General features: G+C 37.2%; 19 protein-coding genes. 5 read left to right on the top strand and 14 right to left on the bottom strand.

What is annotated here, in order from left to right:
* Window positions 1–360 precede the first annotated feature (360 nt).
* Window positions 361–1,824 carry an RNA polymerase factor sigma-54 gene (rpoN, locus tag FAZ15_RS19695; RefSeq protein ID WP_136903084.1) on the top strand — a complete coding sequence of 488 codons (1,464 nt, stop codon included), beginning with the start codon at window positions 361–363 and terminating at the stop codon, window positions 1,822–1,824.
* 397 nt (window positions 1,825–2,221) lie between these two features.
* On the opposite strand, the gene FAZ15_RS19690 is transcribed toward rpoN, so the two are convergent.
* Window positions 2,222–3,193, bottom strand: coding sequence for a bile acid:sodium symporter family protein (locus FAZ15_RS19690; RefSeq protein ID WP_136903083.1), 972 nt, complete (start codon window positions 3,191–3,193; stop codon window positions 2,222–2,224).
* A 142-nt stretch (window positions 3,194–3,335) separates the two neighbouring features.
* Here FAZ15_RS19690 and FAZ15_RS19685 point away from each other — a divergent pair, with 142 nt between their 5' ends.
* Window positions 3,336–4,478: a pyridoxal phosphate-dependent aminotransferase gene (locus tag FAZ15_RS19685; RefSeq protein ID WP_136903082.1), complete on the top strand. Its 1,143-nt coding sequence runs from the start codon at window positions 3,336–3,338 to the stop codon at window positions 4,476–4,478.
* Between the two features lie 96 nt (window positions 4,479–4,574).
* Here FAZ15_RS19685 and FAZ15_RS19680 read toward each other — a convergent pair whose 3' ends face one another.
* From FAZ15_RS19680 to FAZ15_RS19665, 4 genes are read right to left on the bottom strand one after another with little or no spacing between them, the layout of a single operon-like run.
* Complete coding sequence (locus FAZ15_RS19680) at window positions 4,575–5,849, bottom strand: glucose-1-phosphate adenylyltransferase (protein ID WP_136903081.1); 1,275 nt, start codon at window positions 5,847–5,849, stop codon at window positions 4,575–4,577.
* 2 nt (window positions 5,850–5,851) lie between these two features.
* Window positions 5,852–7,264 carry a glycogen synthase gene (locus tag FAZ15_RS19675; protein ID WP_136903080.1) on the bottom strand — a complete coding sequence of 471 codons (1,413 nt, stop codon included), beginning with the start codon at window positions 7,262–7,264 and terminating at the stop codon, window positions 5,852–5,854.
* A gap of 11 nt (window positions 7,265–7,275) precedes the next feature.
* Window positions 7,276–9,186 (bottom strand): 1,4-alpha-glucan branching protein GlgB, encoded by a 1,911-nt coding sequence (glgB, locus tag FAZ15_RS19670; protein WP_136903079.1) that lies wholly within the window; start codon window positions 9,184–9,186, stop codon window positions 7,276–7,278.
* 8 nt (window positions 9,187–9,194) lie between these two features.
* A complete protein-coding gene (locus FAZ15_RS19665) occupies window positions 9,195–11,648 on the bottom strand; it encodes a glycoside hydrolase family 31 protein (RefSeq protein ID WP_136903078.1) in 2,454 nt (817 codons plus the stop codon).
* Window positions 11,649–11,899: 251 nt separating this feature from the next.
* On the opposite strand from FAZ15_RS19665, the gene queA reads away from it, so the two are divergent.
* Together queA and FAZ15_RS19655 are read left to right on the top strand one after the other, a co-directional pair.
* Window positions 11,900–12,949 carry a tRNA preQ1(34) S-adenosylmethionine ribosyltransferase-isomerase QueA gene (gene queA, locus FAZ15_RS19660; RefSeq protein WP_136903077.1) on the top strand — a complete coding sequence of 350 codons (1,050 nt, stop codon included), beginning with the start codon at window positions 11,900–11,902 and terminating at the stop codon, window positions 12,947–12,949.
* 69 nt (window positions 12,950–13,018) lie between these two features.
* Window positions 13,019–13,705, top strand: coding sequence for a 2-C-methyl-D-erythritol 4-phosphate cytidylyltransferase (locus FAZ15_RS19655; protein WP_136903076.1), 687 nt, complete (start codon window positions 13,019–13,021; stop codon window positions 13,703–13,705).
* A 1-nt stretch (window position 13,706) separates the two neighbouring features.
* Here the strand turns inward: FAZ15_RS19655 and FAZ15_RS19650 are convergent, their stop codons facing one another.
* From FAZ15_RS19650 to FAZ15_RS19610, 8 genes are all read right to left on the bottom strand, one after another.
* The gene (locus FAZ15_RS19650) at window positions 13,707–13,859 is read right to left on the bottom strand and encodes a lmo0937 family membrane protein (protein ID WP_136820368.1); all 153 of its coding nucleotides are present in this window, start codon (window positions 13,857–13,859) and stop codon (window positions 13,707–13,709) included.
* Between the two features lie 105 nt (window positions 13,860–13,964).
* A complete protein-coding gene (locus FAZ15_RS19645; protein WP_136903075.1) occupies window positions 13,965–14,732 on the bottom strand; it encodes an MBL fold metallo-hydrolase in 768 nt (255 codons plus the stop codon).
* A gap of 388 nt (window positions 14,733–15,120) precedes the next feature.
* Window positions 15,121–16,128 (bottom strand): glycosyltransferase, encoded by a 1,008-nt coding sequence (locus FAZ15_RS19635; RefSeq protein ID WP_136903074.1) that lies wholly within the window; start codon window positions 16,126–16,128, stop codon window positions 15,121–15,123.
* A gap of 5 nt (window positions 16,129–16,133) precedes the next feature.
* Window positions 16,134–17,084: a glycosyltransferase family 2 protein gene (locus tag FAZ15_RS19630; protein ID WP_136903073.1), complete on the bottom strand. Its 951-nt coding sequence runs from the start codon at window positions 17,082–17,084 to the stop codon at window positions 16,134–16,136.
* Window positions 17,085–17,104: 20 nt separating this feature from the next.
* Window positions 17,105–17,671 carry a DUF4199 domain-containing protein gene (locus FAZ15_RS19625; RefSeq protein WP_136903072.1) on the bottom strand — a complete coding sequence of 189 codons (567 nt, stop codon included), beginning with the start codon at window positions 17,669–17,671 and terminating at the stop codon, window positions 17,105–17,107.
* A 6-nt stretch (window positions 17,672–17,677) separates the two neighbouring features.
* Window positions 17,678–18,346 (bottom strand): hypothetical protein, encoded by a 669-nt coding sequence (locus tag FAZ15_RS19620; protein ID WP_136903071.1) that lies wholly within the window; start codon window positions 18,344–18,346, stop codon window positions 17,678–17,680.
* 4 nt (window positions 18,347–18,350) lie between these two features.
* A complete protein-coding gene (locus FAZ15_RS19615) occupies window positions 18,351–19,619 on the bottom strand; it encodes a dihydroorotase (protein WP_136903070.1) in 1,269 nt (422 codons plus the stop codon).
* 301 nt (window positions 19,620–19,920) lie between these two features.
* On the bottom strand, window positions 19,921–20,496 hold the full coding sequence (locus tag FAZ15_RS19610) for a UbiX family flavin prenyltransferase (protein WP_136903069.1): 576 nt from the start codon (window positions 20,494–20,496) through the stop codon (window positions 19,921–19,923).
* 327 nt (window positions 20,497–20,823) lie between these two features.
* On the opposite strand from FAZ15_RS19610, the gene FAZ15_RS19605 reads away from it, so the two are divergent.
* Entirely contained in the window at window positions 20,824–21,477 is a 654-nt protein-coding gene (locus FAZ15_RS19605; RefSeq protein WP_136903068.1) for an ankyrin repeat domain-containing protein, read from the top strand.
* Here FAZ15_RS19605 and FAZ15_RS19600 read toward each other — a convergent pair.
* Window positions 21,474–22,751 (bottom strand): DUF2851 family protein, encoded by a 1,278-nt coding sequence (locus FAZ15_RS19600; RefSeq protein WP_136903067.1) that lies wholly within the window; start codon window positions 22,749–22,751, stop codon window positions 21,474–21,476. The genes FAZ15_RS19605 and FAZ15_RS19600 overlap by 4 nt on opposite strands.
* Window positions 22,752–22,765: the final 14 nt, after the last annotated feature.

Raw genomic sequence — 22,765 nt, 5'->3', positions numbered from 1 at the left:
ACGATGTCTTTTTTGGTAGGGGTATACCCAAAAAGACCTAAAAAATTAAGTTGAACAGCGCACGTAAATAATATGATGCTATAGATAGCAATAAGAAGGTAGCGAAGGGGCTTGTTTTTTACTCGTGTAAACATGTGGTAAATATGAATAAAATGTTTGAAAAAACTACATATTAAAGGATTAATTGATAATGACGAATAAAAAAATTAACGAATTTTAACAAATAAGAATAACGGGTAAAAATCACCTCGTTACTTCTTAAAATATCTTATTTACACTATAAGCACACCCTTCTCACTATCCTAAATTTAAATTATCTCAATATTATTAACTAAATTTACATTTGTAATTAGCTTAAGCATGTTAAAACAAACATTACAACAAAAATTACTACAAAAATTATCACCTCAACAAATACAGTTTATAAAATTGTTGCAGGTTCCTACCGCTTCATTAGACACCAGAATAAAAGAAGAACTGGAAGAAAATCCAGCATTGGAGGATGGCAGTTTGGCAAATATGAATGATCCTGTTGAAGAATATCCAGATAAAGATCCGGACGAAAATTTCGAAAGCAGTGATGATTCATATGATGAAGAGTTTAGTGTAGAAGAATATATACAAGAAGATGATTTTAATGATTACGGAAGTAATTATTCCAACGATGATGAGGACGACCGTAAGGAGATCCCCATCGCTATACAAGATTCATTTTTCGAAAAACTACAAAATCAGCTGGACTTACTCGCTTTATCCGAGAAAGAATATCTTGTCGGCAACCAAATCATTGGCAGTCTAGATGACGACGGATACTTAAGACGACCTATCCCATCGCTGATAGATGATCTCGCTTTTTCTCAAAATGTAATTACAGATGAAAAAGAAGTAGAGGAAATGCTGGAAATTATCCAGGAATTTGAGCCTGCAGGTATTGGAGCCAGAAATTTACAGGAATGTCTCCTTATCCAGCTTCGAAAAAAAGATCAAAGCAATTTGATCGTTAAAAAGGCAATTCAAGTTGTCGAAAACTATTTGGATGAATTTATCAAGAAACATTACGACAAAATAGAGAAGCAATTAGGCGTAAATTCTGAAGAACTGAGAGAAATAATCAATGAAATTTTAAAATTGAATCCTAAGCCAGGAGATTCTGGAGCTGTAGCCGGAAAACAGCTGCATGTAATTCCTGATTTCCATATCATGAACAATGATGGTATATTACATTTGACACTGAATGGCCGTAATGCCCCCGAACTACGCGTTTCGCGATCTTATCAAGACATGTTTGAACACTACGAAAAGACAGAGAAATCAGATAAGAAAATGAAAGAAGCTGTTCAATTTGTAAAACAAAAATTAGATTCTGCAAAGTGGTTTATCGATGCGATCAAGCAACGCCAACAAACACTTTTAAAAACGATGAATGCCATTATGGAATATCAATACGACTATTTCTTAACGGGTGACGACCGCATGCTTAAGCCGATGATTTTAAAAGATATCGCAGATAAGATCGAGATGGATATTTCCACCGTCTCCCGTGTGGCCAATTCGAAATATGTACAAACTGAATTTGGGACATTCTTACTGAAATCATTTTTTTCAGAAGCTATTCAAACTGATTCCGGAGAAGAGGTGTCAAACAAGGAAGTAAAAAAGATTCTGGAAGAATGTATAGCCAACGAAGACAAACGCAAACCATTGGCGGATGAAAAATTAACCGACATTCTTAAGGAAAAGGGTTATACCATTGCCCGTCGTACTGTCGCAAAATACCGGGAAGCCATGAATATCCCAGTTGCCCGACTTCGTAAAGAACTCTAAAAAGAAGGTGTATAAAAGCAAGATTAAACTATATAAATTATCATTCTGAGGCTTTCGCTTTCCGAAGGGCAATCATTAAGCTGAGGAAGATAAAGGATCTTATTGAGGTCAAACCTTTATAAAAAGAAAGACATTCGACCCCCCAATGGGTCGTACCGTTTAGCGCAATATTAAGGCTCTTAACATGTAACACTTATGGAATCTTCCTTAACTTAACATCATTACCCGAGGAGTTCGTTGGAGATAACCGAGCCCGCGAGCTCATCACAGGTAATCGTAAAAACATGATTAGCAACATAGTTTTTAGATCGTTATTCATTCGTGTTCGTATTAAACTGCATGAATAATTGGCTCAAAATTTCTGCCGTCAGGATGACAAAAAAATATAATAACCTTTTTAGTCAGCCTCCTTTCTACGGTGATAACGCTGTGCTATAACAGTCACAAGAAAAATTTGAAAAGCGTGGTAAATCATCAGGGGCAAAAAATAAAGACCCGCACTTGGATTATTGAAAAACAAAAATTTCCCAAAAACACTACCATGGGTCAATGACTTTTTAGACCCACAAAAGAGTGCAGTTACCTGATCCCTAATAGAAAATTTCAACACATATTTCGTCAAAACATATAATATACCATAAATCAGTAGGAATAGAACAATAACGGCTACAAAAACATAAATCAAATAGGATCTACTTATCGTTCGAAATACACCGGAGCTAAAGGAATCGGCAAAGCTACTATAAACTATTAGAAGAATAACCGTCTTATCAAACTGTGCTAACTGTCTGCTATATTTAGACGCCCACCCGACCCAATAACGCTGTAATAGTAAACCTAAAATTACCGGTATGATAATTTCACGTATCAATCCCCAATACACATCATCAAACACATTTTCCGTGTGAAAATCTAAAAATAAGCTCATCCATAGCGGCGTGACGATCACGCCGATTAACCCTGAAATACTAGCATTAAAAATGGCCGCTGGCACATTGCCTTTAGCAATAGAAACCATCACCACGGATGATGAAACCGTAGAAGGTAGTGCTGCTAAAAAGAAAAATGAAAGCCAAAAATTTTCTTGTACAACATCAGTAATAAAAGGCTTCAAAGCTAATACCAATAAAGGAAACAATGTAAAAGTTGCCAATTGGACGACAACATGAAGCTTCCAGTTCTTTAAGCCATACTTTATATCTGTAATACTTAATTTCAAACCATAGAAAAAAAAGATAAGGGATACTCCTACTGTAGTAATTGCTTCTAAGAACTGTCCATCTTGGAACAAAACCGCTTGCGGAAAAAAATAAGCCAGACCAATCGCAATCAGTAAAGCCATTATAAAACTGTCGAATTTCAATTTCATATATAAATCGTCATATTTTTCACAATTTATCAAAATTTTAGCACTAAAAATGAAGCTTATATAATATATTTGCACTACCATGAGCACAACATCATTTTTATCAAACAGGATTAACAATCTATCCGAGTCAGCGACTTTAAAAATGACCAAATTAGGTCGTGAGCTGGCATCAAAAGGTATCAACGTCATCAGTCTTAGTGTTGGTGAACCTGACTTTAATACGCCAGTACATGTAAAAGATGCCGCAAAAAAAGCATTAGACGACAACTATACACGTTATTCGCCAGTACCGGGATATCCAGATTTGCGCCAAGCAATTGTCAATAAACTCAAAACTGAAAATGGACTTGATTACGACATTTCACAAATTGTCGTGTCTACCGGCGCTAAACAGTCACTATCTAATGTAATATTGACGCTAATAAATCCAGGAGAGGAAGTAATCATTCCTACCCCATACTGGGTATCTTACTCCGAAATGGTAACCCTAGCGGAAGGAAAATCCGTTTTCATCGACACCGATATTGAAAGTAATTTTAAAATTACTCCAGAACAGTTAGAAGCGGCTATCACACCGAACACCAAGCTTTTCATGTTCTCCTCTCCTTGTAATCCGACTGGATCCGTATATAGTAAAGATGAGTTAGCTGCTCTTGTTGTCGTATTTGAAAAATATCCTAATATTTTCATTCTTTCGGATGAGATATATGAGCATATCAACTTTATTGACCAACACGAGTCCATTGCACAATTTGACAGTATCAAAGATCGTGTGATCATCGTAAATGGTTTTTCAAAAGCATTCGCAATGACGGGGTGGCGTTTGGGTTATATCGCAGCAAATAAAGAAATAGCAGCAGCTAATGATAAACTACAAGGACAGACAACCTCCGGAACATGCTCTATCGCTCAACGTGCAGGAATTGTAGCATACGAACAGGGATTAGAAAGTGTGAATGAGATGAAAGATGCTTTTTTACGCCGTCGCAAGTTGGTCTACGAATTACTTAATGATATACCAGGTGTAAAAACAAACTTACCGGAAGGCGCATTCTATTTCTTTCCTGAAATCAGTTCATTCTTTGGTAAAAAAGATCCTAATGGTAATGAAATTAAAAATTCAGCTGACTTGGCTTTATACTTGCTAAACTTCGGCCACGTGGCTACAGTAGGTGGAGACTCATTTGGAAATAATAACTATATCCGTCTTTCTTATGCTGCATCTGATGAGAGCCTGATAGAAGCATTAAGAAGGATAAAACAAGCATTAGCCAATTTGGCATAATAAGGTGTTAATTCAACACAACATAAAAAAGGCTAGATTAATCTAGCCTTTTTTATGTTTATGTACTCACATATACTCGTTTTCAGTTAACACTAATTAGCAACCGATAGTTGTACCATTAGGTATGACTGCATTTTTCTTCACAACCACGATCCCTTCTACCACCGTATAATGTTCGAAATCACCGTCTTCTAGATGTTTTCCACCCTTAATTCGCACATCGTTACCAATACGGCAGTTTTTGTCCAAAATAGCAGTTTCAATATAACAGCGTTCGCCTACGCCAATGGGAGGAGGTTGCTGTGAACTAGTAAGCTCCACAACTTCGTTCAAATCTTCGTAATAATCAGTTCCCATCATATACGTGTATTTGATAACAGATCCTTTACCCACACGCGATCGAATTCCAACCACGGACCGCTCTATTTTATCAGCCATTAAGATACAACCATCAGCAATAATAGCACTATTCAATGTAGAGCCCGAAATTTTGGAAGGAGGAAGCATACGCGCTCGCGTATACACTGTTTCTCCAAACAAATTGAAGGATGGAATATCATCTGTCAATCCAATGTTCGCTTCGAAGAACGAAGGTATGGTACCGATATCAGTCCAATAGCTATCAAACTGATAGCTCAACACTTTACAATTTTCGATAGCCTCGGGGATTATCTCTTTACCAAAATCCATACCTGGATTCTCCGACAGCAGTCGTCGCATAACGCCTTTTGAAAAAACATAAATTCCCATAGAAGCAAGATAATTACGTCCTTGTCTTTCTAAATCCGGGGGAACATCAGAAGTCCAATCAGGAAGTAAATCCTTGACTGGCTTTTCAATAAATGATACAACCTCATTGGCTTCGTTGGATTTCAAAATTCCAAAACTTGAAGCTTCTTTTGCAACAACAGGAATAGTTCCAATGGTGATTTCGCCACCATTTTGAACATGAAAGTCCACTAGATCCGAATAATCCATTTGGTAAAGTTGGTCGCCCGATAAGATTAATACATAGTCATAATCTACATTGATCAAGTTTTTTTGCGTTCTGCGCACCGCATCTGCCGTACCCTCAAACCATTTGTCGCCATCATTTGTTTGTTCCGCCGCCAAAATATCAACAAACCCTTTACTAAAAATACTGAAGTTATAAGAGTTCTTAATATGCTTATTTAGCGAGGCAGAATTATACTGTGTTAAAACAAAGATCTTATTATATCCAGAATTAAGACAATTAGAAATAGGAATATCTACCAAACGATATTTCCCTGCAATTGGAACTGCAGGTTTTGATCTTTGATCTGTGAGCGGGTAAAGGCGCGTACCTCTCCCTCCTCCTAATACTATCGATACTACTTTATGTTGTGCCATAGCTATTTAAGTAATTGGTTATATAATTCTACATATTTTTTAGCGGATCTATCCCAAGAAAAATCAAGCTGCATTGCTTTCTTACGAATGCCTTTCCATGTTTTAATATCGGAATAGGCGTCAAGCGATCGACCAATTGCCTCGACAGCATCATCTGCATTTAATTTTTCAAAGACGAATCCATATCCTTCATTTGCTACGTCTACAACCGTGTCTTTAAGCCCACCTATGGAACGTACTATTGGAATTGTACCATATTTTAAAGCATAAAGTTGGTTCAAACCACAAGGTTCTATTCTTGATGGCATGAGCAACATATCCGATGCTGCATATACCTGATGTGCAAGCACCTCATCATAGCCAAAGAACAGCGCTAGTTTACCCTCGAATTTAAGTTCCAGTTCCTTAAGTTTGTTTTGAATCTCTTTGTCACCGGAGCCTAAAATAAATATACTCATATTTTCTTGAATAGAAAATAATTTTACAAAAATTTCAAACAATAAGTCGGCACCTTTTTCCTTTGCAAATCGTCCGATAAACGAAATTAGAGGTAAATCGGGACGAAGATTATATTTTTCACACAAAATTCGCTTATTCTCTTCTTTACCCTTATGGACAGTTATTTTATTGTATTTCTTTTCGATTAACGCATCTACCTGAGGATTCCAATATGCTGTGTCTATTCCATTCACGATTCCGTAACCTTTAGCAGATTCCGCGTTAAACAATCCCTGTAACCCATTAGCCTCTATAAAGAGTTCATTCAAATACCCATCAGATACAGTCGTATAAGCGTCGCTACACTTAATCGCGGTAGCAAGCGGATTAATTAGTCCATCCCAATCCAACAATCCCCACTTCCATGTATCAAAAGCGGGTAACAGTATCCCCTTACTCCAACTCATCCAGCCTTGGTACTGGCCATTATGCACTGTAAATACAGTTTTAGTACTGGCCAATTCTCTAAAATCCGTACCATGTTGTAATAAAAAAGCGATCAATCCAACATGATGATCGTGACAATGAATAACAGATGGATGTATCCCATTATTTTGTATCCAGTGTAAAAAAGCATGCTGAAAAGCAATCCATTGCTCTGCTTCATCCGGATAACAATAGACCTCTTCCCTATCTAATTTTCCTGGTATTTTAATCAGAAAAAGAGGGAACCCCAAAACATCACTTCTTTCTTTATGAATCTCGTATTGTAACTCTTCGGATCCTTGAGAAAATGAGCCAGCAGCTACAATTTCGAATTCATGCTCTTTTACAAAAGGACGATCAAACCAAGGAATAACTACTTTTGCATCTATTCCCAACGTACGTTGGTATTTAGGCAGCGCACCTACCACATCAGCTAGTCCACCAACCTTTGCAATAGGAAAACACTCAACACTTAGATGTATAACTTCCATAACAAGATATTTTACGTCGTTTTTTTAAGTATTAGCCCGCCCAGAGGAGGTAAGTTAATTTTGATAGAATTGGCTTTATGCATCCAGGGAATCTGCTCCGATTTAGCATTTGGCGTTTCCATACCAGAACCAAAAAAAGAAATATCATCCGAATTGAATATCACTTCCCAATTACCGGATTCCGGCACACCAATTCGATAATCCTGTCTCACAATCGGTGTTAAATTAAGAGCTATTATAACATCACTTGAAGGTATAAATCCTTTTCTTATAAAAGCAAGTACACTATTATCATTATCACCATATTCCAACCATTCAAATCCATCACCACTGAACGCTTTTTCATATAATGCAGGTTCTGATTTGTAGATCTCATTTAACTGCTTTATGTATTGATGCATACCTTTATGCGGAGCGTAGTCAAGTAGATGCCAGTCTAAAGATTGATTTACATTCCATTCTGAAGTCTGTCCGAACTCTCCTCCCATAAACAAAAGCTTCGTACCAGAAAAAGTAAACATGTATAAATACAGGGCTCGCAAATTGGCAAATTTCTGCCATTCGTCTCCCGGCATTTTATATATTAATGACTGTTTACCATACACGACCTCATCGTGTGACAAGGGGAGCATAAAGTTTTCGTGGAATGCATATACCGTTGAAAAAGTCAATTTGTCATGATGAAACTTTCTATTAATTGGATCTTCCTTAAAATAATTGAGTGTATCATGCATCCATCCCATCATCCATTTCATACCGAACCCTAATCCATTGCTAAAAGTGGGTCTACTCACACCAGGCCAAGAGGTGGATTCTTCTGCGATCATCTGTACCTCCGGATAATTGGCATATACAGCTTCGTTGAGTTCCTTTAGAAAATGAACAGCCTCTAGGTTTTCACGTCCTCCAAATTCATTTGGAATCCACTGCCCTTCCTCTCGCGAATAATCGAGATAAAGCATAGACGCAACAGCATCTACTCTAATCCCATCCACATGATAACGATCCAACCAAAATAAAGCATTGCTGATTAAGAACGAACGAACTTCATTTCGTCCGTAATTGAAAATATAAGATTTCCAATCCGGGTGAAATCCCTTTCTCGGGTCTTCATGTTCATACAGCGATGTACCGTCAAAATTGCGAAGTCCATGATCATCACCCGGAAAATGAGAAGGAACCCAATCCAACAGCACCCCAATTTCATTTTTATGAAGCTGTTCGATTAAGAACATCAAGTCCTGTGGACTGCCATACCGCGAACTTGCGGCGTAATACCCTGTAACCTGATATCCCCATGATGGATAATAAGGGTGTTCCATGATTGGCATAAGTTCTACATGTGTAAAACCTAAATTTTTGATATACGGAACGAGCTTTTCGGCAACCTCACGGTAAGATAAAAGCCGTTCTGGATCATTTGGATCCCTAATCCAAGAACCGATGTGCATCTCATAGACAGAAATCGGGCTATTCAAGCTATTATTCACATTACGATGGCGCATCCATTTCTCATCATTCCATTGATACCAGGTCGTACTTACAATAGATGCCGTATGTGGGGGTATTTCTGTCATTAAAGCAAAAGGATCACTTTTTTCTACATGACTGCCAGAAAAAGATTGTATATGGTATTTATACACTTCTCCCATTTCAATGCCAAAAATAACACCTTCCCAAATACCGCTTCCATCCCATCTTACATTTAAAGGATGACTATGCGGATTCCAGCCATTGAAGTTGCCTACTACAGATACAACCTGTGCATTAGGTGCCCACACAGCAAAATAAACACCCTGTCTGCCGTCTAAATAGATTGTTTGAGAACCCAACTTTTCATATAACCGAAAATGCTTTCCGGCTCTAAAGAGTTCAATGTCAAAATCTGTCAGCAAAGAAAAAACTTCTACAGCTTTACTCATAATATGATTTATTCTATGGTTATTTTTTTGAAATCATTATCTACAACTACGTATTTCTCACCATTCTCTTTCGACAAGACAGGCACCACGATACCATCTGCTATTACCTGGTTCACCTCAAAAGGAAAACCGATCAAATAGATGTTGTAATCATCATATCTTTCCGTGAATAAGCCATCTCGTTGTTGCAAAATTTTCGCTTTATTCCCTTCCGCTGTGAAAATAAAATGCTTCTCCAAATACACATTTTGTTCAAAAGCAAACGTATCTCCGTGATCTGTGTATCCATAACTGTGGTGTTCACCTTCCGAATAATATACATTCAATTTTAGCGCCTCAATCTTTTTTTCACCGACGTACTGCATAACAGGATATTCAGGAAGTATAGTACCCCCTTTAATAAACATCGGCATTTGATCCAGGGGAGTCGGGATAGATACTTCTTCTTCACCTTTGAACACTTCATTGGTGAAATAATAAAACCATTCTCCTTTCGGAAGATAAACCACCTTAGACATCTGGCCGGGATTCAAAACAGGAGATACCAGTATTTTGTCTCCAAATGCAAATTCCTCTTCCCGGAGTAAATTTTTATAGACATGCTGTTCCAGCAATGCAACAGGACGTAAGATCGGAAGTCCATACTTATGTTGTTGCCAGAAAATAGAATAGATATAAGGCAGCAAACGATATCTTAGTTCAATAAACTTTTTACAGATCGCTTCCCACTCTGGACCAAAGCTCCATGGCTCCCTGTCGCGGGTATCACCAGCCGAATGGACACGCATAAATGGTGAAAATACACCGAATTGCATCCAACGTGTATATAATTCGCCGTCCGGATTACCCGTAAAACCACCGATATCTGTACCACAAAACGACAAACCGGAAACAGATAAGCGCTGTAATTGTAGTACACCTATGCGCAAATGTTCCCACGTAGCAATATTATCACCTGTCCATACAGATGAATAACGTTGCGTACCCGAATATGCTGCTCGTGTTATCGTAAACGGTCTTTTATTTTTGTATAATTTGAGAAGCCCTTCATAAGTAGCGCGAACCATTTGCATACCATATATATTATGGGCTTTACGATGTGACCCCCTATATCCGTCGTAATTATGACGAACATCATCCGGAAATGTACCTCGCCCAAAAACCGCTGGTTCATTCATATCATTCCAAAACCCCGCTACTCCATCGTCCACTAGTCCTTTATACAAAGTACCCCACCAGGTTCGCACATCAGGATTGGTATAATCCGGAAACTGGCAACGGCCAGGCCAAACAAATCCCTCCATAAAATAATCATCGCCTCGACGGCAAAAATATTTATTGTCGTGCCCCTCTTTGAAAACCCAATAATTTTCGTCAACTTTAATACCCGGATCGATCATTACTACGGTTTTAAAACCATTGGCCGACAAATCACTTATCATTTTTCTAGGATCGGGAAAATATTGTTTATTCCAGGTAAAACACCTATAGCCTTCCATATAATCTATATCCAGATAAATCGCATCGCACGGTATCTCTCGTTTCCGAAATTCGGAAGCCACATCGCGAACCATCTTTTCGGGATAATAACTCCACCTGCACTGATGGTAACCAATCGCCCACATAGGTGGCAAAAAATGCGTACCGGTAAGGGCATGATAACGTTGTACTACATCCATTATTTGGGGACCATGAATGTAGTAATACTGGAGTTCACCTCCTTCAGACCAGAAACTGGTTTGATCTTGATGTTCTGCAGCAAAATCAAAAAAAGTTTTAAACGTATTATCGAAAAAGATACCGTAAGCATCTCCCTGGGTCACGCCGATATAAAAGGGAATTGTTTTATACAAGGGATCCTGATTAAATGCAAAAGAATACGTGTCGGAGTTCCAATTTTTAATTCTCCTACCCCGCAAATTCAGATTAGACGCCTTGTCACCCCCTCCAAAGAAAACCTCATCTTCATATGCCTTTTTTGTACAATAGACATAGTAGCCGCCAAAGTCCGGATTTTCCTCCCAATGCATAGGTGCGTGATCTGCATTAAGTGTTTTGCCGTTTATATCAGAAAAAGATACCAAAAAATCCTTTTTTGCAATTGTACAGATCACGTTATTTGTCTTAACATGAAAATTTTTATCGTCTTCCCTTATATCATAAGAATGCGTATGTTTTTCCTGCTCGATTACAGCGTACGAAAAATCATCCAAGAAAGCTCCTTGAGGAGCCAAGCGCACACGTATTACATCATCAGTAACCACCTTGACTTCTACTTGCGCCTTCCCGTCTGTAAAAACGAAATTATTCCCGTCTTTTACATATCCGGTAACCGATCGAAGGTATTTTTTTTCTATCTCTGGCAGATCAAGTACGGGATTATTTACGTGCTGTATATCCCCTTCGAACGATTCTTCAGTTACCCTTTCTAATGCTATTTCTTCTTTTTTTATATCGCCCATAAAATATTATTCTATTTTTTTTCAACTGTCAATATTAGTTGCATTTAAAATACGACTAATTTTTGGGAAATCAGTTTTTTATGGAAAAAAAATAAAAAAAATCTTTCTTAAGAACTAACAATTTATCTCAAACTCGATTCTACATTTTTATAATATTAAGAGTGCCTCAATATCCAATAAAATACTTACCTTTGTATTCTTTTTTATCCCAATTTGTAAGCAGGATAAAAATTATTAATATTGATTACACGATGAAATTATCACAATTCAAATTCAATTTACCAGAATCACTATTAGCATCTGAACCTTCAGAACACCGCGACGAATCTCGCTTAATGGTTTTACACCGTGATACTGGTAAAATAGAACATAAAATTTTCAAAGATGTTTTGGATTATTTTGATGACAAAGACGTCATGATCCTTAACAACACAAAAGTATTTCCTGCCCGTATGTACGGAAATAAGGAAAAGACTGGTGCCACTATAGAAGTTTTTTTATTGCGTGAGTTGAATAAGGAATTACGACTATGGGATGTACTAGTTGATCCCGCACGTAAGATACGTGTAGGTAATAAATTATATTTTGGCGACGATGATTTACTAGTTGCTGAAGTAGTTGACAATACAACTTCTAGAGGTCGTACTATCCGCTTCTTATTTGACGGTACGGACGAAGAATTTCGTCGTAACATCGAAATCTTAGGAGAAACGCCACTGCCTAAATACATTAAACGTAAAGCTACACCTGAAGATAAATTCCGTTACCAAACGATCTACGCTAAAAACGAAGGTGCAGTAGCGGCTCCCACAGCGGGTTTACACTTTTCACGCGAATTAATGAAAAGATTGGAGCTAAAAGGAGTTGACTTTGCAGAAGTAACACTTCATGTTGGACTAGGAACCTTCCGTACCGTAGAAGTAGAAGATTTAACAAAACATAAAATGGACTCTGAGCAATTCATCATCACAGATGAAGCCGCTAAACTTGTCAATAAAGGTATAGACAATAAACGTCGCATTTGTGCTGTAGGCACCACTTCTATGCGTGCAATTGAATCATCGGTATCGGCAGATAGACACCTCAAGCCAGCAACAGACTGGACAAGTAAATTCATCTATCCCCCTTACGATTTCAGTATTGCAAACTCAATGATTACAAATTTCCATACTCCGGAATCAACGTTATTAGTAATGATTGCGGCGTTCGCCGGTTATGAAAATGTAATGAATGCCTATGACGTAGCCGTTAAAGAAAAATATCGCTTCTACAGTTATGGCGATGCGATGTTGATTATCTAGTTTAAAAAATATTCAATAATTTTAAGCGTGAATGGTAAATTCACGCTTTTTTATTTTATCCACACCCCCATGGCAAACAATATCGTTATCATCGTAGCTGGCGGCATCGGATCCCGCATGCAATCGGATATTCCAAAACAATATCTTTTACTGGAAGGCAGACCGGTGTTAATGCACACGATTGAAGCTTTCGTTCCTATGGCTACTCAGATTATTGTTGTATTACATGCTGAAATGGAAAAATACTGGACAACACTCTGTCAAAATCATCAATTTAACATCCCGCACGACATTGTACATGGAGGTTCCACCCGCTTTCAAAGTGTTAAAAATGGACTAATATACTTCAAAAACAAGTATAGCGAGATGCTGTTACACAACACTATAATTGCTGTCCATGATGGAGCGAGACCGCTGGCCGATAAAATATTAATCACAAAATCTTTTGAGATGGCCCATAAGGGAAAAGCTAATATTTTGGCCATACCAAGTACAAACTCAATACGCCACGGGACTATAGGTAATTCAAAAACGATGAAAAGGGATAACATATGGCTTATACAAACACCACAAACTTTTCCATCTCAACTTCTAATAAATGCTTACGAACAGGATGAACAACCTGATTTTACAGATGATGCTTCTGTAGTAGAAAAAATGGGCAGCTCCATCTATCTTTTAGAAAGTAATCACAAAAATATCAAAATTACATTTCCAGAAGATATTGAAATTGCCCAAATTTATTTAAAAAAATGAGTTAGGCGTTGCCGCGTATCACCCGCAATAAAACAACAATTATTGCAATTACTAATAAAATGTGAATAATGCCACCTGTGGCATAACCTCCAAAAAAACTGATTGCCCAAATAATTACCAAAATTACTGCAATCGTGTAAAGTAAATTTCCCATAGTTTGAATAATTAATAAATTTTACCCCTTTTTAACTAATTATTTATAGCGTTATAATAAAATAACAAATTGCTGTATGGAAAGTTTTTGAAGGACTAACTTTTTCTATCTTATTTCAATGCTTAATTGGTCAAAGGAGACGAAGACATTAGGAGGCAAAAGGGATTGGATTTCTCCATGCGTGCCAAAACGATGGCTGATGTGGGTAAGATAAGCTTGGTCAGGATTAATATCATGAATAAAGACAAGCGCCTCTTCCAAGGTAAAATGCGATATATGCGGCATCATTTGAAGGGCATTTACCACCATAACCTTTACACCTTCTAAGAGTTTCCTTGACTCAGGAGATACGGTTTTTGCGTCCGTAATGTACGCAAAATCGCCAATACGAAATCCCATTACAGACATTTTGTAATGCATCACTTCAATAGGGATAATCTCATGGCCAAATAGATTAAGGGGTATTCCAGGCTCAATTTCTTCCAATTCTAAAAGTGGAGCACCTGGATATTTGGTATTACTGAACGCATAATAAAATTCCCGCTTTAGCGCTTCGTGCGTTGTCGCAGTAGCATATATAGGAATTGAGGCTTGCTGTATATAGTTAAATGCCCGTACGTCATCTAATCCTGCAATATGGTCTTTATGGGAATGTGTCATCAGTACCGCGTCCAAATGTGTCACATGCGATCTTAACATCTGATACCGGAAGTCGGGCCCCGTATCAACAACGATATTATATTTATCCAATTCGATGAGGATAGAAGACCGCAATCGCTTATCCCGCGTATCTGTCGATTGACACACGTTACACTGACAAGCAATAACAGGTACACCTTGTGAGGTTCCAGTTCCTAAAAATCGAATTTTCATCTATTTATTTTTTTATCATTTGCTGATGAGAGCTCGAAGTAAATAATCCAACATTATTTACTTCTCGGTTTCAAAATTTATACGGTTATTTTAATTAAAGATTTAAAAAATATATGCTGTTTCTCATCTAATTGCCCTTTCTCTAGATCAAAATCTTTTAAAAGTTGAATCAAAGACAAAATCTTAATTTCTAGATTAGAAAACCTATTGACCACAATGACTTTCGAATTTTGGATTACACATGCACCAGTTTTGAAATTTCCTTTCTCATAACGGACTTTATATCCCAAATCATTAAAGAGGCTTTCTATCTTATCTAAATTATACTGTGTAAATGATATCACCATATTATGCTCAATATACCAATCCTATTTTTTTAAACAAAAGTTTACTGTACAGTATTTTTTTTCAACCCCACACAGTCTATATAATTTTGAATAAATCCGCTTCCATATGCTATCAATTGTGTAAATGATGCTAAGACAGACAACACTGCCACACGGATGCTTTTAGTCACGGAGAGGCTATGTACGAATAATAATCCGCAAAAAAACAGCACCAATGTATTTCCTATCAACGCTAAATAATGTAATAGCACGATTTCATCGAACGTAAGCATATTAATGAAATTTAAAATCAACAATCCGATAACCCCGACGGTAAAACAAGAAGGAAGTGCATGAATAAGTTTCAATTCGCTGGGATATAATTGTGCAATATCAACTCTCCCCTTACCAAACGAATAGGTCTGTTTATAAAACTGTGCAAAATTCGATCTCCGTTTATGATATACGAATGCTTCTGGAATTAAACCAACTTTACATCCGCTTTCGATCATTCGAATGCTAAATTCAATATCTTCTGAACGCCTAGACAATCTAAACCCTCCAGTTTTTTGCCATACCGCGCGCGATATTCCCATGTTAAAACTGCGCGGATGAAATTGTCCTACATGTCTTTTATTCCCTCGTATTCCACCAGTTGTAAAAGGGCTTGTCATCGAATAGCTGATAGCCTTTTGTACAGCAGTAAAAGAAGAATGAGTAGCATCCGGCCCTCCAAATGCATCCCAACTATTCTCTTGAATACTAGACAACACTATAGAAAGATATTCAGAAGGGACAATAATATCAGAATCGAATACAATAAAATAATCCCCTTTTGCTCTTTCAAATCCATAATTCCGTGCAAATCCCTGACCTCCATTCTGCTTGAAAAAATAGTTAATTTGGAGATCCGTAGAGAATGATTCCACAATATCTTTCGCCGAATCCGTAGATCCGTCTTCGACAACAATCACTTCAAAGTTGCTATACATTTGGGAAACCAAAGATTGTAAAAGTTCCTTAATTTCTTGGGGTCTGTTGTAAAGAGGGATAATAATGGAAAAAAACATACCGACTATACTACACGTTCGATTTGATATTTATTTCGCTCCGAACTATTTCTAGATATCAGCTCCGCGATAAACCCGGTCAAAAACAGCTGCGTGCCTATCATGATCGCTAACAATGATAAAAAGAATAAGGGTTGATCTGTTACGTTTCTATAGGGCGTTCCTTGCGCTATACTCATTAACTTTTCACAGATTAAATAAAAGGTAATGAAGAATCCAATCATAAAACTAATTACTCCGATAGGACCGAAAAAATGCATTGGACGCTTGCTAAATTTGCCAACAAAAAATATAGATAGCAGATCTAAAAATCCTTTTATAAATCTTCCAGGGCCAAACTTAGTTGTGCCATATTTTCGGGGATAATGTTGTACTACCTGTTCTTGAATATTCGTAAATCCCGCCCATTTGGCTAAAACGGGAATGTACCGATGCATTTCACCATATACTTCAATACTTTTTACGACATCTTTATGATAGGCTTTCAATCCGCAGTTAAAATCATGAAGATTGTGGATTCCAGACATACTGCGGGTAACCGAATTAAATAATTTGGTAGGTATCGTCTTTGTTGGGGGATCGTATCGCTTTTGCTTCCATCCCGACACAAGATCCGCACCTTGATTTTTCACACGGTCGTAAAGCGCTGGAATTTCATCAGGACTATCCTGCAAGTCAGCATCCATGGTAATGACCACATCTCCCTGAGCAGCAGCGAAACCAACATTAAGTGCGGCTGATTTCCCATAATTTCTTCGAAATTTGACACCTGTGATCTGTTCATTTCCCTTTTTCAAATCCATTATAACCTGCCACGAAGTGTCTTTACTTCCATCATCCACGAGAATAATTTCGTATGAAAAACTATGCTGTTCCATTACCCTTCGGATCCACTCCGTCAATTCGGGCAACGACTCTGCTTCATTATATAAAGGTATAACTACCGAAATGTCCATAAAGATTTATAATTAATCGCTTAGTTAACTTTTTGCGTATTATCCCTAAATAATAAAGCTAAAATCAGAGCAAATATAAAGTTCAACAATAGGCTGATAAAAATTGGAGGAATGGTATTTCTAAAAGTCATTGGACTAAAAGCAAATTCACGATCCTGTTCAATGACCTCCATTTGTTGATCTATCTCTTCATTGCTAGCGCCCTTTTCTTCCATCTCTACTATTTTCAAGTTCATCAAATTTTGATAACTTTCTTCCAACACTACCTTATCCATAGTTTTCTGATAGATGGTAATACCGAGCGAGCTAACCACGATACTCGCAGCCAAAAGAATATAGATACTTTTTAGCGCTTTGCTAAATATCCAATCTCCACCGCTACTGCGTCTTAATAAGTAAACAAAAAATACAGGGACAGCAATAGATCCTAGGATCTTCAATATTGTGCTGACAATATACAGGTTAGAATAGGTCTCCGCATTTCGAGTATAATAAATACTCAAAACGGAAAGGATTATAGATATTACACCTACAACTGCTCCATATATCAATCCGTTCCTTTTTTCCTTTGTACTTAAATCATTCATAAATTACTATTTATTAAAATTGGTAATGATTTGATACAATGCGGTCTCTAGCGATTTATTTGACGCATGCTCAGTGAACTCAGCGAGTTGATCAGACGAAGGATTTGGCTCGTAGAAGAAACTAACTATAGGATTAAAAAGTTCATATAATTCATCTTCATCATGTACTGTGGCGGATACTTTTGCAATTTCAGAATAATCACTTTCAACAAGAATCTGATTTGCAATTATTTTTTCATAGATACGATACTCATCCTGAAATTCATCCTCTTCCACCAATAAGAATTCTTTTAAGTAGTCTTCCAATTCCGGAGCGATTTTATCATCCGCACATTCTTTGAGGTATAAAAACACATTTAGCAGCTCGGTACCCCTATCTAATGTGTCTTCTTCTATAGCCTCCCACTCTTCAGAATCGAGGTAATCCTCTTCGAGCTTTTGCACATCCTCTGCAAAAAAGTTAATCATTAACAAATCGAAAAACACCTCTCTAAGTTCTTCAAAAGATTGGTGGTCATCAAAAACAGTATCTACCTGTTCAAGTTTATTCATGAATGCAGCTTCCGCGTCGAATGCAAGTTCGATGGCTTTTTGAAACGCTGCTGCCTCTATTTTTTCAAGGTTGGCATATGTATTAACACCTGCCTCTACTGCTTTTTTTACTTTAATATCCATAATATTAATTATTAATAGCCACTTGATTATTATTTATTACCGCTAGTACTTTTCCTGTTAGAGTCTGTCCAAAAAGCGGGTTATTCTTACATTTCGATTTATTTGTTTTATTGTTGAATTCCCAAGTAGCCGCTGAATTAAATAAAACTATATTCGCTTCCTCGCCTATTGCTAAGCTAGGTATTTTTAAGCCTACTATTTTACGCGAGTTTATCGCTAATTTTTCAACAATTTGATCTTCGCTCAATCCTGCTTTAAGCAACATCGGCAATACCGTTTGTAAACCGGTGATACCATTTTTTGCAATATGAAATTCAACCGCCTTAAACTCGACCTCTTGTGGCGTATGTTGTGAAACTACAGCATCTATAACACCGTCCTTAAGACCCTTTATTAATGCTTTTACATCCTTATGCGTACGTAAAGGAGGACTCACTTTATAATTACTATCAAACCCCTCTATATTATCGTCTGTAAACACCAAACTGTGTGCCGCTACATCGCAGGTTACTTGCAAACCCTTCGCCTTTGCCTTTTTTATCAGCTCTACCGATTCCGCTGTAGAGATCGTCGTAAAATGAATAGGTGCTTCATTATATTCTGCCAAATACAAATCACGCGAAACCATTAACGCCTCTGCTAGATTCGGAATGCCTTTCATACCTAAAAATGTACTCATCACACCTTCGTTCATTTGATTACCACCTGCAATGGATTCGTCTTGCGCTAAAGATATAACCAATCCATTAAATCCACGGGCATACAATAATGCACGCCCCATTAATCCAGCTTGTTGCACACTGTGATTACCGTCTGAAAAAGCTATCGCACCGTTTACCTTCATATCATAAAGCTCCGCCATCTCCTTACCCTCTCTCTTTTTACTAACAGCTCCAATTGGATATACGTCTACAAGATTGCCCTTAGACATATTTACAATTAGCGCAACTTCCGATCGACTTTGAATAGCCGGACTTGTATTCGGATGGACAGCGATACCGGTGAACCCTCCCGCTGCTGCAGCTGCAGTACCCGTCTGCAAATCTTCTTTCGTCTCATAGCCCGGTTCACCAATATTTACATTCAAATCAAAGAATCCTGGTGCTAATATCGCTCCCTTCCCCTCAATAACCCGAGTTTTCTCATCAGTTGGTTTAATTTTCTTATTTATATCCGCAATTTTACCTTTATTTATCAGCACATCAACTTCTTGTTGATTAAATGTATGCCCTGGTAAAATCAATTTTGCAGAAGTAATTAAGATCGTATTCATGGATATAATATGCTAGAAATTAAATTTTGCTAATTAATACAATGGAGTTGAAGTAATCTAGTAAAAAAAACTTCACGATAGCGGTGACCCCGACAGCCATGAAAGTTCTTGATGGTCTTTGAAATAAGCGCATTGATTCCTTTAAAAATAAACAATTAACAATAACACAAACACTTTCAGGAAAAAAAAGCGGTTTAGCGTATTGCTCTGTTAAAAGATTTCTTTCAGAAAAAACCGAAAAATCAAATTGCTCCATTAAAAAACAAATGTACAAAATACTCTTAAAATGTAAACGTATTTATTATAGTTTATTCCTATGCTGTCCCCACTCATAGCTATCTATTTTAAGGCCAGCCAAAGAAATAACCCTATCCACTACTGTTGACGCCACGTCTTCAATGCATTGAGGTTGACTGTAAAATGATGGACTAGCCGGACAGATAATTCCTCCTGCTTGTGTCACCGTTAGCATGTTTTGTAAATGTATTAAGTTTAAAGGGGTCTCTCTAGCGACGAGAATTAATTTTCTTCTTTCTTTCAGAATAACATCTGCAGCGCGCGTAGTTAAATCCGAAGAGGTACCATTTGCAATCCGCGCTAAAGTTCCCATCGAACAAGGACAAACAATCATCGTATCAAAGTTCGCCGATCCCGATGCAAAAGGGGCCATAAAATCATTTTTTGAATAGAATACAAAGGTATATGTTTTAAATGCCTCATTCTGTAATTCGAATTGCCAGACATCCTTCGCGTTATCTGACATAACGACGCCTATCTCTTCTATCTGATCCGTCAGTAAACTCAGTTTATCCAATAAAAGTTTTGCATAAATTGAACCCGACGCTCCTGTGATCGCAACTATGATTTTTCGTTTCATAGAACAAAGCTATAAAATAAGGGTCGAATAAGAAATATTCGACCCTACATCTACCTATGAAAAACATGCCCTTGGGGAGGGCACTACAAAAGTAAGCATCCTTTCCTTATTTGCAACACTTTACCGCTAGTTTGATCGTTAAAATTAAAAATTTGTAGTCTGAATACTACATAAAAACTATTTTTTACGTTTTAAGTATTATAAAATATATTTGGCTAAGATTTCAAAAACGGCATTATTAATCCACAAACAAAATTTTACTCACAATTTGTGTCGAATCCATATTTTTTTCTTTATTTCGGAGCTGAAACAGGAAATTCAAATAAAATGAGCTTAACAGTATTAGAGGAATATATTGAAACGGGTAACTTTCAAGATTTAGATTTGTTACTAATTAAAAACCCTTCTTTGGTTAAAGAAAATACAAGCCATGATATTTCACCTTTGTTATTAGCCTGTTACTATCACAAACCCCAAATTGCACAAATAATCTTAAAATATATTACTTCGATCACCATTCATGAAGCGTGTGCCGCGGGATTAGCACAGCACGTGCAACTGATGGTTGAGCAAAAACCAGCGGTAATTAACGAAATTTCTTCTCACGGCTTTACTCCTATCGGTATTGCAGCACATTTTGGTAAAGAAGATATTGTAAGAATTTTGCTAGCCCACCATGCCGATCCAAATATACCTTCACAAAACGGCTACAACGTGTATCCCCTACATGCTTCATTAAGTATCAACAATGAGGAAATAAGTAAAATGCTTATTGAAGCAGGAGCCGAAGTAAATGTAGTCCAGACCGCCCGTATTACTCCACTACATTTGGCCGCTCAACACGGTAATATTGAGTTGATTATTTTATTGTTGGAACAAGGAGCTAATATCGGCATTGTTACAGATTTAGGTGCTACGGCAGCAGATTTGGCCGCAGATAAAGGTTTTCATGAGATAGCGGAGATTTTGAAAGTAAATTAGTGTTTTAAAAGTGAAACACCGATAGCACATTCTAAACACCTTTTGGTATCGCAGTAATTATTTTTCAGATGTAGCAAGGCTTGTGAATCAGATGCAGTGATTGATTTTACATTCATTTTCTTAAATCTTGTAATAATGGAATTATTTTCCGTCTCAATTTCCTCCAACCATTGTATCGCCTTCTCCATGTATTTTTCGATGTTATAAAACTTACCATAGGCAAATACTATTGGTATAAAACAATTCACGAAGAGATGGGAAATAAAATCCTTAGACCAAGAAACGGAATGAACTTTTGTTTGTCTGTCAAACCTGTAATGATCTTTCCAATAACTTTGGAGTTCAAAGGATTGAATCGTAGCCGAAATAGTCAACCTATCCTCACTTAAAATAAATTCAAACCAATAAGCTTTATTACATAATAATGTCGACAGCTGTGCAATACGATAAGTAGGAAAATTATATGGCCTCATCCGTAAAAATTTCCACTCTTCTGTCCGCATAGACTTTAATTTATGAATTTTCTTCAAGTACTCAAATTCAGAGAGTAACGTATTCGGATAATCCTCCTCCATTTCAGGCTTCAATAGACCTGCGGTCCCAAAAAGCAAGCTGCTCGTCTTTATTTCATCATTTTGATATTTTTGGAACAAAAGTAAATCCACGGAAGACATCATTTTTTCAAAAGCTATCGAGTTTACCCGCATACCGAAGGCTCTTCCCAATGCAATAGCCAATACCCTTTCCCAGTCTTGTTTAGTTTCCTGAATAATTCGTAAAAAATAGTCGTATTTATCCGCTAACCGTTCTATGGCAAGTCGCTTTAGCCATGGATAAACCACGATATCATTAATTTGAGAAATCTGATTTTCGCAGGGTATCCAATTTAGATTTTGCATGAGAGATTGATATTTCAACAATCTTCCTTCTTGTACATAAGACTGCAAACATATGGTGGGAATTTTAGTCCCGTCAGATCGTAGTACAGCAAAATCATTATTCCATACCACATGCAATACCGTATTGTTATATGCCGGATCAGATGAATGCCCATGCTTTTCCCAATCTTTAGCATTAATATGAATTTCTACATGACCATACCATAGCACATTATCAATTCGGACACATGCGAATTCAAAGTCGGGACCTGCATTAACATTATACTGTCCTATCTCTATCACCTGCAGTGTATCTCCATCAGATGTTTTTAAATCCAATTGGTTATACAAGCGAAAACGCCAAATGAAGTGGAGTAACTCTTCCGGGAATGACATACCTTAAATTTACC

The sequence above is a fragment of the Sphingobacterium olei genome, assembly GCF_005048855.1.
GTDB classification, from domain to species: Bacteria; Bacteroidota; Bacteroidia; order Sphingobacteriales; family Sphingobacteriaceae; genus Sphingobacterium; species Sphingobacterium olei.
This window is presented reverse-complemented; position numbering and strand designations above follow the sequence as displayed.